This is a genomic window from candidate division TA06 bacterium, assembly GCA_016208585.1.
In the GTDB taxonomy this organism is placed as follows: Bacteria; Edwardsbacteria; AC1; order AC1; family EtOH8; genus UBA5202.
In genome coordinates this window covers 1-16,574 of sequence record JACQXR010000098.1, presented here as the reverse complement: position 1 = coordinate 16,574, position 16,574 = coordinate 1, and the positions used below count along the sequence as shown (strand labels likewise).

The window sequence follows — 16,574 nt, the reverse complement described above, 5'->3', positions numbered from 1 at the left end:
TAAAAAGTACCCCAAGGGCATCAAGCTGACAGATGAGCAACTATCCAGGATAAACCTAAAACCACACAAGTTCCCTGGTGATTGGAATTACACTATTTTGCCAAATCTATAATAGTCATATTATTTCGTTACAGCTCCTTAGATGAATATCCCCGGCAATGGTAATCATGCTTGCACCTCCTTTTGTTTTTATCCCTCTATCACATATTTCGTCATTGCGCAACTGTTACCATTTTAACTCTTTAAAAATAATGCCGAAGAAGAAAAAAGAACATATCGCAGAACATGCCGAGGCGAGGGAGGAAGCGCAGCCCCTCGCCTTTATAGCAGTCGACCTGGAGACCACCGGCCTTAACCGGGAGCGGGACGAGATCATCGAGATCGGGGCCGTCAGGTTCCTGGACGGGCGGCCGGAGCAGAGCTTCAAGGCCCTGGTCAATCCCCAGCGCGAACTGTCGTTCTTCATCCGGCGCCTGACAGGCATCACCCAGGGCGAGGTTGACGGCGCGCCGGTGTTGTCCGAGGCCCTGCCCCAGTTCCTGGAGTTCATTGGGGACTCGGCGCTGGTGTTCCATAACAGCCGGTTTGACCTGTTGTTCTTACGGGCTGGGACCGAGGCCGGGGTCAGGAACACCGTTTGGGACACTTTAACCCTTTCCCGCTGCTTGCTGCCCCGGAACAAGAGCCACAGCAAGGACAACCTCTGCCGGTATTTCCGGATCGAGACCGGGCGTTCACACCGGGCATACGACGATGCCCTGGCCACCGGACACCTCTTTGTGAAACTACACCAAATGCTGCCGGGATTGGAGCTTCCGTTATTGGAAAAAATGTCGCACCTGGCCCTGCCGGGGCACCGGGAACTGATCGCCCAAGCCAGAGCGGCGGCCCAGGAGGGCCCGCCAGCCGTAGCCGAGCCCCGGGCCAGATACGATGAGGAGCCGGAGCCGAAAAATGATAAAATTACTTCCGATCTCAAGCGGGTCTGGGGCAGCGGGGGAAAATTATCTGAAATCTTAAAAGACAATTACGAAGAGCGCCCGGTGCAGGAAAAGATGGCGGCGGCGGTGATGGATGCTTTGGAGGACGAGCATCTGCTGCTGGCCGAGGCCGGTGCCGGCACCGGCAAAAGTCTGGCTTATTTGATTCCGGCGGTGATCTGGTCCCGTCAAAAAAGCCAAAGGGTTATCATCTCCACCCACACCAAGAACCTGCAGGAGCAGCTTTTTTACAAGGACATCCCGCTGTTGCGGCGGGCCATCGGGCACTTTGAGGCCGCCCTGCTGAAGGGGCGCAGCAATTACCTGTGCTTAAGGCGCTGGCAGGAGGTAAGTTTCCATCCCGAATTATTTTTGAATCCCGAGGAGCGGGAGGAGGCATTGATCCTTTTACCCTGGTCGCAAAAAACCAAGACCGGGGACATCGCCGAGCACGGCGGGTTCAACCCGGCCCGGGCCCCGGCCCTGTGGGGCAAGGTCTGCTCCGATGTCATGAACTGCCAGAACAACCACTGCCAGCTTTTCAACAAATGCTTCCTGCGCCTGGCCCGGAGGCGGGCCGAGGAATCGCAGATCGTGGTGGTCAACCATTCCCTGCTGTTCTCCGACCTGTCGTCCCAGAGCCGGATCCTGCCGGAGTACCAGCGCCTGGTGATCGACGAGGCCCATAATATAGAACGGGTGGCCACCGATCTGCTGGGTTTCGGCTTCAGCCGCTGGGATCTGACCCGCCTGATGCAGGGCCTGTATGCCAAGCGGCCCAGTGAAAGCGGAATGTTGATGCTGGTTTCCCGCTGGATCCAAAAATCCGGCTCGGACAACGCCATGTCCCAGACCCTGCAGCGCACCGCGCTGGACCTGGCCGGACAGACCTTGGAGACCGGCAAGGCCGGGGAAAAGTTTTTGGCCTTCAAGTTCAACCTGGGGGACGCTAAAAAACTGCAGGAGAAAAAGCGCTACCTGTCGGGAGATTCTTTCCAGCAGCAGATCCTGACCGAGGGCCAGGGCCTGGTGGACATGCTGCTTGACTTGGCCGCCCGCCTGGAAAAATTCAAGGAGGCCCTAGGGCATTTCCCCTCGGGCCAGAAACAGGAGCAGGATCTTTTCCTGGAGGAACTGGGCAAGCGGGCGCTGGAATGCCAGACTTTGGGAAACACCCTGGGACGGCTGCTCTCGGCCGATGACCGGGGCTACGTCTTTTGGGCTGAGCCCGGCGGCAACTACAACGGCCTGCGGCTGGTGGCCGGGCCGCTGGAGGCGGGAGCGGTGCTCAATGAACAATTGTACCCCGAGCTAAAAACCGCCGTCTTTACCTCGGCCACCCTGACGGTGGAGGGAAATTTTGATTTCTTCAAGAGCCGGGTGGGGTTGATGTCTTTTGACCAGGACAGGATCGTTCAGCTGCTGCTGGCCTCGCCCTTCGATTTCCGGAAACAGGCGGTCCTGCTGGTTCCCCAATATCTGCCCTCGCCCAAAACCCCGCAGTTCAACCAGAGTTTCATCGACCTCCTGCAGCAGGTGCTGGCCCGCCACCAGACCGGTGGGCTGGTGCTGTTCACCTCGTTCGACCTTTTGAACCGCAGTTACCAGAGTCTGCTGGAATCGGGCCGGGCCAACATCCTGGCCCAGGGCATAGACGGCCATCCTTCGCAGCTGATAGAACAGTCCTTAAGTAACCGGGAGACGGTGATCTTCGGCGCCAACAGTTTTTGGGAAGGGGTGGACCTGCCGGGCCAGGCCCTGGAATTGCTGGTGATCTCCAAACTGCCGTTTTCCGTCCCTACCGATCCCCTGGTGGAAGCCCGCTGTCAGGTGATTGAGCAGAACGGGAACAGTTCGTTCCACCAGTACCTGCTGCCCGAGGCGGTGATCCGCTTCCGCCAGGGCTTCGGACGTTTGATCCGCAGCCAGACCGACAAAGGCCTGGTGATAGTGGCCGACAGCCGGATCATCAACACCGAGTACGGCAAGACCTTCATCAGATCGCTGCCGGCCCTGCCGCTGATCTCCTGCCGCAGCCAGGAGGAGTTAGTGGGGAATGTATTGATCTGATCACGGGCCACGGATTACGGATCATTGGGACTGGGTCCATGGGATATTTCATAGCCCTTTAAAAAGCGGCTGAAACCAGCCGCTTTTTAAAGCTAATGGTCAAGGAATTTAAATGCCCAAATATGCAAACAAAAATTACCACAAAAATTATATTCGGCATTGACATATTCGGCGATTATATGTTAACATACAAAATTTATGGGTCAATTGCAGTTAAATAGTTTTCAAGCGATCATCCATCCATCAACCAACAGAGGAGAGTCTATGAACCTTCTAGGACTGGCCAAACACGGGCTCAACGGCTTTGAGCAGATCTCGATAGTCTGCGTTTTGATCACCGCCGTGATCAGCCTGGTTTACGCCTGGCTGCTCAAGAATAATGTGATGGCCAAGGATAAGGGCTCGGCCAAGATGCAGGAAGTCTGGAACGCCATCCGGGTCGGCGCCGACGGATATTTGAAACAGCAGTTAAAGACCATCCTGCCGGCCATTGGCCTGCTGACGGTGGTCCTGTTCCTCAGCGTTTACGTGGTCCCGCCCAGCCGCGAGGCCATAGCCGAGTTCGGCCCGGAAAGTGCCCGGACGGTGGTGGCCTTCGGCCGGACCATAGCCTTTATCATGGGGGCCACTTTTTCCCTGCTGGTAGGCCAGCTGGGGATGAGGATGGCCATCCAGGCCAATGTCCGCTCGGCGGCCGCGGCCCAAAGGGGCTTTAACGAAGCGCTGTCGATCTCCTATTATGCCGGTACCGTCACCGGGATGCTGACCGACGGGCTGGGCCTTTTAGGCGGCACCGTGATCTTCGTGGTCTTCGGCACCGCCGCCCCGGACGCCCTGCTGGGCTTCGGACTGGGCGGTACCCTGCTGGCCCTGTTCATGAGGGTGGGCGGCGGGATCTACACCAAGGCCGCCGATGTGGGGGCCGATCTGGTGGGCAAGGTGGAAAAGGACATCCCCGAGGACGATCCCCGCAATGCCGCGGTGGTGGCCGACCTGGTGGGCGACAACGTGGGCGACTGCGCCGGCATGGCGGCCGACATCTTCGAAAGCTACGAGGTTACCATCGTCTCGGCCCTGATATTGGGTTTGGCATTGGTGGCCCTGGATCCCTCGCACAGCCTGAAGTGGATAGTCTATCCCCTGATCATCCGGGGCATCGGCGTCATCAGCTCCATTTTGGGGACCTTCGCCGTTCCCATCTGGGAAAAATTCCCCATCAAGTTTTTACGGGCCCATGATGCCGAAGAGGCCATGTTCCGGTCCTACGAGGTCTCCAGCGTCAACACCGTGGCCTTCTCCTTCTGGGTGGCCGTGGCCTACGCCGGCGACTGGCGCCTGGCCATGCTGACCGCCATCGGGGTGGCCCTGGCCGTGGTCTTCAATCCATTAACCTCTTATTTCACCTCCACCCGCAAGAGCCCGGTGAAGGAAATAGTGAAGGCCGCCAAGACCGGCCCGGCCACCACCATTCTCTCCGGGCTTTCGGTGGGCATGGAATCAAGCGTCTGGGCGCTGGTGGTCATCGCCGTCAGCTTCATCTTTGCCTTGGTGCTTTACCAGGGATCCCCGGCCATCTATGTGCTCTACGGCGTGGCCATGATCGGCATCGGCATGCTGTCCCACACCGGCAATAACGTGGCCATGGATTCATTCGGGCCCATCTCCGACAACGCCAACGGCATCGGGGAGATGTCCTGGCACGATCTGCACGACGAACAGACCAAGCAGGCCCGCCAGGTGATGGCCGATCTGGATGCGGTGGGCAACACCACCAAGGCCATCACCAAGGGAGTGGCCATCGCCTCGGCGGTGATCGCGGCCGTCAGCCTGTTCGCCTCATTCATCACCGATGTGGGGCTGGTCCAGGAACGACTGGGCCTGTCCGAGGTCATGTCCGGCATCGACATCTCCAAGACCAAGGTCTTCATCGGATTCCTGTTGGGCGGGGCCCTGCCCTGGCTGTTCAGCTCGCTGTCCATCAGGGCGGTCAGCCGGGCGGCCGCCCAGATCGTGGAAGAAGTGCGCCGCCAGTTCCGGATTCCGGGCATCATGGAGGGAACGGTCAAGCCGGATTACGCCAGGGTGGTGGGCATCTCCACCGCTTCGGCCCAGAAGGAGCTTATTCCCCTGGCCACAATTTCCGTAGTGCTGCCGCTTTTGGTGGGAATGATCCTGCAGGTGGAAGCCCTGGGCGGGTTTTTGGCCGGGGTCATCCTTTCCGGCATGATGCTGGCGGTGTTCATGTCCAACGCCGGCGGGGCCTGGGACAACGCCAAGAAGTCCATCGAGGACGAGCCGCGGGACATGGCGGCCAATACCGGCAAAGGCTCGGAGCGCCACAAGGCCGGGGTGGTGGGCGACACCGTGGGAGATCCGCTTAAGGATACGGCCGGCCCGGCCCTGAACCCAATGATCAAAGTGGTCAACATAGTCAGCCTGATCGCGGCCCCGATCATCGTCAAGTACCAGCAACTGGGGGGCTGGGGCTGGTTGGTAGTGGCCTTGCTCTCGGCCGGACTGATCTGGGGTGTGGTCACCAGCAAGAAAGCAATGCCCGACCTGTAATAGGATATTTTCAGGGATAGTCTCTGCTAATGAAAACTTGATCTACAAAAGCCGTTGGTGAAAACCAACGGCTTTTGTACTCAGGGATCCCCGATGATGAATCTTCATTATTCTTTTATCTGATTTGCCCTGTTTTTCAGGCGAATATCAGGTTTCATAACATCTGAGGGCATAGAAAATCAAGGGATTTAAATCATTTGCAATTACATCAACATATCCAAATGCGGCAAAAAATAATTTAAATATGAGTCCCCTGTAAAAAGCATCATTTACGATTTTCAGGCCACTGAAAATATCCGTTGCATAAAATAATCGCGCTACGGTCAAGTATGAAAGCCGTTTTTCAGTGAGGGCACCAGCCCTGCTTTTTTACAATGAACTCAAATCAGTGGTGTCCGGTTGTTTTTACAAGAAAATTGTAGAATGCAGATGGGGCAATGGTCTTAGAGGTTTCATCATGTAATCGATTTGAATTCAGGCTCAAAAATCACCCATTGATTCGCAAGGACTTATACCACGAAAAACACCATTTTCCATAACAACCGGACAATAGTGAACTTAAATTTGAATATAAACTTGCAGGAAATGAAGATAAGCAGGACAATTGATTAAAGCAGAAAATACAACAGCACATCCTGGAATAAATAAATATGTAACACAGATGAACCATTTAGCGTCTGGACTTATTTTGCTATAATTGGTTCAGGGGGCAATACCGCCATAGTTAAATATCAGATGGCAAAGTAATTTCCTCTTTTTAAGCTCACGGTAAAACCCAAAGCGAATGCTTTGGGTTTTTTGTATTTCAATATATTGGGAAACAATATTTCCGGGAAACAATATTTCATTTGACATAATTTTTATTTTAAGGTAAACTTGCTTTTTGTGGTAGACTATATCCTCTATTTTAAGCATAACAATTTAGTGCTTGACGTCCCTTTGACGTTGCTCACTCCTACGGCGGAGGGGTGCAAGCAGGGCATGCTTGGTGGCTAATACTATTCTGGATTCTCGTTTTCCCCCGGCCCCGCTAAAAGCGTTTACCCCGAAGAAAGCGGGGGAGCCTCGCCTTCGGCGGGGCGTGGCACGGGAATGACTTAAAGGTTAAAAGAATTAGATCGGAGATATATGAAGCGCAAGGTCAAGTTCATCTTCGTCACCGGGGGAGTGGTCAGCTCGCTGGGCAAGGGCATCGCCTCGGCCTCGCTGGGCTACCTTTTAAAGGCTCGGGGGCTTAAGGTCAACATCCAAAAGTTCGATCCCTATTTGAACGTGGATCCCGGCACTATGAGCCCCTTCCAGCATGGCGAGGTTTTCGTCACCGACGACGGGGCCGAGACCGACCTGGACCTGGGGCACTACGAAAGGTTCATCGACCGGCCCTTGAAGCGGGAGAACAATTTAACCGCTGGCCAGACATACGAGGCGGTCATCTCCAAGGAGCGGCGGGGAGATTACCTGGGCAAGACGGTGCAGGTGGTGCCCCATGTCACCAACGAGATCAAGGCCCGGATCCTGAAGCTAGCCGACTCATCCGACGTGGACGTGCTGATTACCGAGATCGGCGGCACGGTGGGCGACATCGAAGGCCTGCCTTTTTTAGAAGCCATCCGCCAGTTCCGGCTGGAGGCGGGAAGAGAGAACTGCTGTTACATCCATCTGACTCTGGTACCATACATCCCCGCCTCGGGCGAACTCAAGACCAAGCCCACCCAGCATTCGGTCAACAAGCTGCGGGAGATCGGCATCCAGCCCGACATCATCATCTGCCGCTCGGAAAAGCCGCTGGACAAGGACATCAAGGAAAAGATAGGCCTATTCTGCAACGTTACCGCCGAAGAAGTGATCGAGGCCATAGACGTGGAGAGCATCTACGAGATACCAGAACGCTTTCATCAGGACGGCCTGGACGAGATCGTGGCTCACAAGCTGGGGGTGGGCTTTCACAAGCCCGACATCACCGAGTGGCTGAACATGCTGAAGAACCTCAAAAACCCCCAGGGCGAGATCACCATCGGCATCTGCGGCAAATATGTGGACTTGCACGACGCCTATAAGAGCATCATGGAATCCCTGCTCCACGGCGGCATCCACAACCAGGTCAAGGTTTACTTGGCCTGGATAGACACCGAAGCCCTGAACCCGGAAAATTTGAAAGAACGGCTCAAGAACTGCCAGGGCATTTTGGTCTGTCCCGGTTTCGGCGAGCGGGGGGTGGAGGGTAAGATCCTCTGCGCTAAGTACGCCCGGGAGAACAAGGTGCCCTATTTCGGTATCTGCCTGGGGATGCAGGTGGCGGTGATCGAGGCGGCCAGGAACCTCTGCGGCCTGCGCGGGGCCAATTCCACCGAATTTGACAAGAACTGCCAGGACCTGGTGATCGATTTTCTGCCGGAACAGCGCCAGGTGAAGAACCTGGGAGGCACCATGAGGTTGGGCGCCTATCCCTGCCGGCTCAAGCCAGGCACCAAGGCCTTTGCGGCCTATGGCCAGGAGGATATTTCCGAGCGCCACCGCCACCGCTACGAGGTCAACAACGACTATCTGGGCCGGCTGGAGCAGCAGGGCATCGTCTTCTCCGGTAAATCCCCGGACGGCCTGCTGATGGAGATGATGGAGGCCGAAGGCCATCCCTGGTTCGTGGGCTGCCAGTTCCATCCCGAGTTCAAGTCCCGTCCCCTGAGGGCTCACCCGCTTTTCCGGGAGTTCATCCGGGCGGCCAAGGAGTTCAAGGCAGCGAAGTAAAAAGGAAGGACTTTACCACAGAGACACGCCCAGAATTCGGGAAGCACGGAAAACCCCTGATTTAATAATTTCAGTGTTTCAGACGTTCCGTGATTCAGTGGTAATCGTAAATATTCGTTTCCAAAGATAAGGAGCAACCGTGAAACAAGTACCGTTTTTACTGAAACTGCTGATGGCGGTTAGCCTGGTGGCGGCTATCGGTTCTTCCATGATTTGGTTTAACCGCCAGCATAAGCTGATAAAAATGTCGGAGCAGTTGGAGGCCGAAAACGATCTCAACAAAAGGACCGACCTGGCCCAGGGATTCTTAGCCAATAACTCCTGGCTGGATAAGAATGTCCAAAAGGGTTTGTATGTCATAATTGCCCAGAACTATTCCCAACTGGGACAAGTTCCCGAGATGGCTCAGGCCTTTAAGGCCGCCCTGGAGATTGATCCCAGGGATCACAACCTGCTGAACAACCTGGCCTACGAATTGGCCAAGAATAAAACGGAGTTGGATGCGGCCGCGGCCTACTCCCAAAGATCGATGGAACTGGCCAGGGAAGAGTTCAAAACCGCGCCCTGGGACATGAGCAAGAAACGGTGGGAAATCGCCAAGAAACAGACCATAGGCAATTATCTGGACACTTACGGCTGGATATTTTATCAGAAAGGCGAGTTTCCCAAGGCTTTAAAACAATTAACGGAGGCCTTTAATTACATTCCGGAACCGACCATTGAACATCATCTTAGCATGGCTTATTATCAAACCGGACAGCTTGACTCAGCCCTGAACCATTTGGCCGATTGTCTGGCCGGACAGGTGGAAGAGCCTCAGAAGGCCAAAACAGATTTTGAAACAGTCTATCTGGCCAGATATAAAAGCCAACGGGACATGGAAGATCTTTTGGCCAAAGCCAGGAATAAAAAGATCGAGCAGGAGATCAAAGCCGATTCCGCCTCGGCTTCCCAAATAGTGGGGCGCCCGGCCCCGGAATTCAGCCTGCCTGGCCTGGACGGCACGATACACAAACTTTCGGATCATCGGGGAAAGGTGGTGGCACTGGACTTTTGGGCTACCTGGTGCCAGCCCTGCAAGATGGGTCTTCCGTTAGTGGATAAGGCGTTTTTATCCAGCCAAGGCAAAGAGGTCTTATTCTTCGCAGTGAACCTTGAGGGAACCGACAAAAAGGACATGGTCAGATCGTTCTGGGACCAAAAGGGTTATGGGTTTCCGGTTTTGCTGGGCGGGATGATGGGCAACGGCATTGATAAGATTTATCAGGTGACAGGGATTCCCACAACTTTTGTGATAGACAAGAACGGCATCATCAGATACCGCCATATAGGCTACCGCCAAAACATGGACCTGCTTTTGATCAAAGAGATCGAAGAACTTCTGAAGCAGTAGAAACCTTACACCAAAGTACCTTTTACCACGGAAACAGAACACGGAATGAAATTGGGAATAACGAAAATTATTCAGTGTTTTTAAAATTCGTGTTTCAGCGGTTATCTTCGTAGGTACCCGGCTTTTGTTCCCAGCCCGGCAAAGGATTGACAAATCGTTCCCAATTTTGTAAAATCGTATTGTCGCGGGTGTAGTTCAGTGGTAGAACGTCAGCTTCCCAAGCTGAATATTGTGGGTTCGATTCCCATCACCCGCTCCAATCTATTTCTTAACTATACCAACAAAGGTTCTCCGCCAGCACCATAATTTACTGGATAGTGGACAGTAGTCCGCCTATGGCGGGCAGAAGGGCTTCGATGTAAGGCGGCGGTGGAGGCCGTCGGCCATAGCAGGTCATTCATAGTGGCGCCTATGGCGTCGGACGATCCGCCGTTCAGCCTTCGTAGTTTGCTGTCATATGCATGTCTACTACGGCGAAGTAGGCTCGCTGGGGATATAGTCGAGCTGCCGGCAGAGGTCCCTACCACCCGCTTCAAAATAAAAAACCGCCCGATTTAATATCGGGCGGTTTTTTCTGTCACAACAGAAAAATTAAGAAATCACGTAAATCATGTCTGAATTAAATCAGCAGTCTTAAGATTTATCCCCGACCTTGAAGCCGATCTCCTTGCCTTCGGAGGCAAAGGTCTTGATGGCCCCGAACTGGGTCTCGTATTTCCTGATGTTCTCCTCCAATGCGCCCATGAATGATTTAACGTGCTGGGGGGTGGTCACGATCCTGGCGTAAACCTTGGCCTTGGGGATCCCGGGCAGCAGCCGGGCGAAATCCAGCACGAATTCGGAAGGGGAGTGGGAGATGAAGGCCAGGTTGGAATAAATGCCCTCGGCCTCTTTTTCGTTGATCTCGATATTTACCTGCTGGGGATGGGGTGTGTTTTCCATTTTGTCCTCAATTAAGTGTTTATTATTGTTTCCATTGTATCAAAATTGGATTAGGGCTGTCAAGCCTGCTGAAAAAACAATTGAATTAATCCGGATTGGAGTGTATAACCTGAAAAAAGCGTCTAAGTAATAGGTTACAATGGAAGAACAGCATAAACACTGAACAATAGTGATTTCATTGCTCACTATTTTTTGCAAACCGACAAAATCATGTCAATTTGATCCTTTCGATTTTATGCAGGATGTAGTCAATTGATTTTATAAAGGATAAAGCTTGTTTTACACCAACAGGCTCAAGTTCCAAACGCCCCGAGAAACCGGGGCGTTTTTTGTCTTATATTATTGCATTAAAACTGTTATTTTGATATAATTAAAGTTTATCCTGACTTCGACACTTATTTCCCGCCGGCGACTGTAACCTAGTTGAATAATTCTGGCTGTTTAACCCATACTGCTATCCGTTCCTTGGGCGGAAATCTATAGGCCACCGTAACCGTATAGGGCGTTGACTTTGAAATTCATAGATGCTATACTTTTCCGATTACAGCCATTCACGGAGCAGAAAAATAATTTCCAAATACTAATTTCGAAATACTAAATCACCGCCGCCCTCCTTCGTTTCTACTATGGCGGACCACCGCCACAACCCATGGCCCCGCTGCAAGCCAGAGCCTCGCCTTTGGCGGGGCGTGGCGGGGCAAGCAGGTTGGCGGGATCCCGCTATTGCAGGACAAACCATAATATCGAAACACAAAACACAAAACTGTTTTGAGCATTAGAAAGTTAATATTATTGTTTAGAATTTCGTATTTCGTGCTTAGGATTTAAGTAAGATGGTTCTTGGCATAGGGGCCGATATCGTGGCGTCGGACCGGTTCAAAAAGCTGAAGGACAAAGAGGGATTCTTATCCCAGGTATTTTCGCCCGAAGAGCTGTCCCGGGCGCCGAAGGCAAACCGGGACCGGTTCTACGCTTCGCTGTTCGCCATCAAGGAATCGGTTTTAAAAGCCCTGGGTTGCGGCTTGAGCCGGGGGGCGTTGTGGCACGACATCCAGATATCAAAAAACAACCGGGTCAGCCTCTCCGGCTGGCTGCTGGAAATGCTTCCTGACGGAGACCTCTGCTCCGTCCATGTCTCCGCTTCCGGCACCCGGGAATACGCCATAGCCTATGTAATAATTGAAACTACAATTTAAAGCGAACCTTGCCACGGAAACACTGAAATTTCGGAATAATATATCCCGGTCCACCATAAACAGCTGTCGTAGTTATTCCGTTTTTCGTTTCTTTCCGTGGTTCTGTGGTTGGTTTCTTAAATTGTACAAGGTAATAAAAAATATTAACCTGGGAGATAACGGGATGAGCAACATCGGTTCCTACGAGGATCGTTACAAGAATTTCGACTGGAAACTTTCGGAACAGGAGCTGGAGTACGGCCAGGACGGCCAGTATAACATCGGTTATTACTGCAGCGACCGGATCTGCCAAAAGGGCCTGGGCGCCAAGCTGGCCCTGATCTGGGAAGGCTTTACCGGCGAGGTCAAGAAGTACACCCACGAGGACGTCCGGGCTTACAGCAACACCACCGCCAAATTTCTCCAGGACCAAGGGATCAAGCCGGGCGACCGGGTCTGCCTGTTCATGGACAAGATTCCCGAGCTCTACATCTGTTTTCTGGGCATCTTAAAGATGGGCGGCATCGCCCAGCCGCTGTTCTCGGCCTTCGGCGAGGAGGCGCTGTTCACCAGATTAGACGACGCCAAGACCAAGGCGGTGCTGACCACCAGAAAACATCTGGGAAAAGTTCGCCGGATCCGCAAAAACCTGCCGGAGCTGACCACCATCATAATAGTTAACGCTGACGACAAGCCCCTGAATGCCGGCGAAGCCGCTTTTGCCATGGAAAAATTGCCCCGGGTGGAGAAGTTCGATATCTGCAAGGTTGAGCGCGAGACCCCGTCGGTATTGCATTACACCTCCGGCACCACCGGAAAGCCCAAGGGGGCCCAGCACGTCCACAACTCGCTGGTCGCCCAGTATATCACCGCTAAGTGGGTGCTGGACCTTAAAGCCGACGATATCTACTGGTGCACCGCTGATCCCGGCTGGGTGACCGGGACCTCGTACGGCATCATCGGTCCCTGGTCCAACGGCATCACCCAGGTGGTGCTGGATTCGGGCTTCAGCGCCCAGAACTGGTACGCCTTCATCGAGAAGATGAAGGTCACCATGTGGTACTCGGCCCCCACCGCCATCCGTCTTTTAATGAAGGAGGGCATGGATCCGGTCAACAAATGCAACCTTTCCTCGCTGCGTCACCTGGCCAGCGTGGGCGAGCCGCTGAATGCCGAAGCCGTGATCTGGTCCGAAAAGGCCTTCGGAAAACCATTTCACGACAACTTCTGGCAGACCGAGACCGGTTCGATCATGATATCCAACTACCCCGGGATGAAGATCAAGCCCGGCTCCATGGGTAAGCCCTTTCCCGGCATCACCGCCACGGTGGTCAACCCCAAGACCTTCGAGCCGGTGGACAAGCCCGGCACCGTCGGTTTGATAGCCTTCAAGCCTGGCTGGCCCTCCATGATGCGGGCCTACTGGAACAACAAGGAGACCTACGACGGCAAGTTCAAGAACGGCTGGTACCTGTCGGGCGACCGCTCCAGCATCGACGCCGACGGCTACTACTGGTTCGTGGGCCGGGATGATGATGTCATCAACACCGCTGGACACCTGGTGGGCCCGTTCGAGATCGAGTCGGCGCTATTGGAGCACCCGGCGGTGGCCGAGTCGGCCGCGGTGGGCAAGCCCGATCCCATCAACATGGAGGTGGTCAAGGCCTTCATCGCGCTCAAGCCGGGCTTCAAGCAGAGCGACGACCTGACCATGGAGATCATGAACTTCATCCGCAAGAAGCTTTCCCCCCTGGCCATGCCCCAGGACGTGGAATACATGGCCTTCCTGCCCAAGACCCGGAGCGGAAAAATCATGCGCCGGATGCTGCGGGCCAAGGAGTGGGGCGAGGAGATCGGGGATATCTCGACCCTGGAAAATGATTAGATCATTTTCCAGGGAAATACGAAATCATAATAACGAAATTCGAAACAAATACGAAATACAAATTACAGAATGTCCCAAACTGTTTCTAGGGTTTGAAATTGGATTTTAGATAATTGTTTCGTTTTTCGGATTTCGGATTTCGAGCTTTCTTTCGCGCTATAAACAAACAGCAAATAATAAATAACAAGGGAAAAGCAATGTCCGACGAAATCAAGAAAATGATCATCGAATACGTCAAAAAAGAGTACCTGGACGAGGATTCCGACCAAGAGATCAAGGAGGACACCAAGCTGATCTCCAGCGGGATCGTGGACTCGTTCTCCATGGTCTCTTTGAAAACCTACCTGGAGAAGAAATTCAGCATCAAGCTGCCGGACGGGGACGCCACCCCCGAGGCCTTTGACTCGGTCAACAACATCATCGAGCTGATCAATAAATTCGGGGTCAAGGTCTAAACCAAATTACTAATTCAAAATTCTGAATTCGATATTCAGCATTCAGAGTATAAGGGAGGTAAGATGGCCTATAGTTCCAAAGCCAGGGATTTCTATGCCGGAGAACTGCAGGGGATGAAGGACAAGGGGATCTTCAAGGAAGAGCGCTTCATCCAGTCGCCCCAGGCCGCCAGCATCAAGGTGGAATACCCCAAGGGCGCGGCCATCAAGCAGGTCTTAAACTTTTGCGCCAACAACTACCTGGGGCTTTCCAGCCACCCCGAGGTGGTCAAAGCCGCCCACGAGGCCCTGGATTCCCGGGGCTATGGGCTGTCATCGGTCCGCTTCATTTGCGGCACCCAGGACATCCACAACGAACTGGAACAGAAACTGAGCGAATTTCTGGGCCTGGAGGGCACCTGCCTGTTCCCCTCCTGCATGGAGGCCAACGCCGGGCTGTTCGACGTGGTGCTGTCCCCGGAGGACGCCATGATCTCGGACCGGCTGGTCCACGCCTCTATCGTCGACGGCCTCAAACTCTGCAAGGCCCAGATGTTCAACTACAAGCATAACAGCATGTCGCACCTGGAAGAGAAACTGCAGGAGGCCCAGAGCTGCCGGCTGCGGATGATCATCACCGACGGGGTGTTCTCCATGGACGGCGACATCGCGCCCCTGGACAAGATCTGCGACCTGGCCGACAAGTACGACGCCATGGTGATGGTGGACGATTCCCACGCCACCGGGTTCATCGGTAAAACGGGGCGCGGCACCCACGAGTACCACAACGTCATGGACCGGGTGGATGTCATCACCACCACCTTCGGCAAGGGTTTGGGCGGCGCCACCGGCGGTTCGGTCTCCGGACCAAAAGAGATCGCCGAGATGTGCCGCCAGCGGGCCCGTCCGTACCTGTTCTCCAACACCATGCCCCCGGCGGTGGTGGCCGGATCAATCAAGGTCTTAGAGCTATTGTCTAAATCCACCGACCACCGGGACAAGTTAGAGAAGAACACCAAGTACTGGCGCGAAGGCCTAAGCAAGGCAGGGTTTGACCTAAAAGCCGGCGACACCCCCATCGTCCCGGTGATGCTATACAACGCCAAGCTGGCCCAGGACATGGCCCGCGACCTTTATGCCGAGGGCATCTACGTTATAGGCTTCTTCTTCCCGGTGGTGGCCCAGGGCCAGGCCCGGATTAGAACCCAGATCTCGGCCGGGCACGAGATGGAGCACTTGGACAAGGCCCTGGCGGCCTTTACCAAGATCGGGGACAAGTACGGCATCCTGGGATTGAAGAAGGACCAGATCATCGCCAAGTACGGGCTGTAGGGGCGAACCACAGAGACAAGGCACCAAGGGTTTTCAATCATACGGGCTAACGTGTCATTGAGAAGGCTTGAATATCTGGCACACCGGAAAACCTCGCAAAAAACGATCTTAAGTATAGATCATTTTCTGCACACCGTTATCCTTATTGGGTTAGTAGAAATCAGGGTATTGTAGATTCAAGCATTATCAAAGTTGTAGCTACTTATCTGTATACAACTGGCATAGATTGGATAGATAAGTTTAAGCCCGAATTGGGAATCACATTAAATTACCTTCTCTGCCCTGAGCCACATATTATAATTGGTAGATATCTTGGAGATACAGACATCTTTCCACCTTACAATTTCAAAATAGCTGGTGATGATGTTGTAAAGCTGCATAAAGTTAGAAATATAATGAGCCTGAATGCAAGTAAAAATATTGGCTAAACAAGGTGCAGATACAACGAAACTAACCATAAAAGTATTCCCCTATATTGGAGAGCAAAATAAATATGGGCAATTATGTTTGTGGGCACCTAAAAATGAAAAAATGAGGGGTTGGCTTATTATATTAAATCTGGAAAAAGGTACAGTGGGTAGAATATTTACTTATCAAGTTGTGTATTAATAAAAACAAACTTTCCCCTTGACAAATGGCAAAAAATAGTGTATAATATATCTGTATTAGTCAGGTAAATATTTTGACCCTTTAATCTGGTCCTGTGAGGTCAGAAAGGAATTATTCATGAAAACCGTAATACACAGACCTTCCGGACCCGCGCTGTAAAGCGCGAGACGGGAGGTTTTTTGTTGTTTACGGGGCTGACATGCCACTAAGACACTAAGACACTGGGCACCAAACCAAATCGTGAATTGTAAATTGTGAATAGTAATATTTGTCTTGGGTGCCTTTGTGGCAAATAAAGTGTAATACCTGAAAAAAGCGTTAAAAACAGATAAACTGAGATGGGATACGTGTAAAACACTTGTAAATACAGTCATCTTGGCATATAATGCGATGTAAAAGGACTTGCACACAACCCTACTTAAAAAGTAACATTGTGAGATATGC

Annotated in this window: 11 protein-coding genes and 1 tRNA gene; 11 read left to right on the top strand and 1 reads right to left on the bottom strand. The window is 53.1% G+C overall.

From position 1 onward, the window contains the following. The 6 genes from HY768_07465 to HY768_07440 form a co-directional block, all read left to right on the top strand. On the top strand, positions 1-112 hold a 112-nt coding region (locus HY768_07465; protein ID MBI4727046.1), incomplete at its 5' end, for a hypothetical protein. A 139-nt stretch (positions 113-251) separates the two neighbouring features. After that, positions 252-3,050, top strand: coding sequence for a 3'-5' exoribonuclease (locus HY768_07460; protein ID MBI4727045.1), 2,799 nt, complete (start codon positions 252-254; stop codon positions 3,048-3,050). Between the two features lie 264 nt (positions 3,051-3,314). Beyond that, the gene (locus tag HY768_07455) at positions 3,315-5,615 is read left to right on the top strand and encodes a sodium-translocating pyrophosphatase (protein ID MBI4727044.1); all 2,301 of its coding nucleotides are present in this window, start codon (positions 3,315-3,317) and stop codon (positions 5,613-5,615) included. Between the two features lie 1,128 nt (positions 5,616-6,743). After that, the gene (locus tag HY768_07450) at positions 6,744-8,360 is read left to right on the top strand and encodes a CTP synthase (protein ID MBI4727043.1); all 1,617 of its coding nucleotides are present in this window, start codon (positions 6,744-6,746) and stop codon (positions 8,358-8,360) included. Positions 8,361-8,499: 139 nt separating this feature from the next. Next, entirely contained in the window at positions 8,500-9,753 is a 1,254-nt protein-coding gene (locus HY768_07445; GenBank protein ID MBI4727042.1) for a redoxin domain-containing protein, read from the top strand. Between the two features lie 184 nt (positions 9,754-9,937). Continuing rightward, a tRNA-Gly gene (locus HY768_07440) sits at positions 9,938-10,012 on the top strand. 374 nt (positions 10,013-10,386) lie between these two features. Here the strand turns inward: HY768_07440 and HY768_07435 are convergent. After that, positions 10,387-10,695, bottom strand: coding sequence for a DUF3467 domain-containing protein (locus HY768_07435; protein MBI4727041.1), 309 nt, complete (start codon positions 10,693-10,695; stop codon positions 10,387-10,389). An 833-nt stretch (positions 10,696-11,528) separates the two neighbouring features. Between HY768_07435 and acpS the strand changes: the two genes are divergently transcribed. The 5 genes from acpS to HY768_07410 all read left to right on the top strand — a co-directional run bounded on the left by acpS (position 11,529) and on the right by HY768_07410 (position 16,130). Further along, a complete protein-coding gene (gene acpS / locus HY768_07430) occupies positions 11,529-11,891 on the top strand; it encodes a holo-ACP synthase (GenBank protein MBI4727040.1) in 363 nt (120 codons plus the stop codon). A 163-nt stretch (positions 11,892-12,054) separates the two neighbouring features. Beyond that, positions 12,055-13,755 (top strand): acetate--CoA ligase, encoded by a 1,701-nt coding sequence (gene acsA, locus HY768_07425; protein MBI4727039.1) that lies wholly within the window; start codon positions 12,055-12,057, stop codon positions 13,753-13,755. A 197-nt stretch (positions 13,756-13,952) separates the two neighbouring features. Next, positions 13,953-14,210, top strand: coding sequence for an acyl carrier protein (locus HY768_07420; GenBank protein ID MBI4727038.1), 258 nt, complete (start codon positions 13,953-13,955; stop codon positions 14,208-14,210). 63 nt (positions 14,211-14,273) lie between these two features. Further along, positions 14,274-15,521, top strand: a complete 1,248-nt coding sequence (gene kbl, locus HY768_07415; GenBank protein MBI4727037.1) for a glycine C-acetyltransferase — start codon at positions 14,274-14,276, stop codon at positions 15,519-15,521. Positions 15,522-15,926: 405 nt separating this feature from the next. Continuing rightward, complete coding sequence (locus HY768_07410; GenBank protein MBI4727036.1) at positions 15,927-16,130, top strand: hypothetical protein; 204 nt, start codon at positions 15,927-15,929, stop codon at positions 16,128-16,130. The last annotated feature ends 444 nt before the right edge of the window (positions 16,131-16,574 follow it).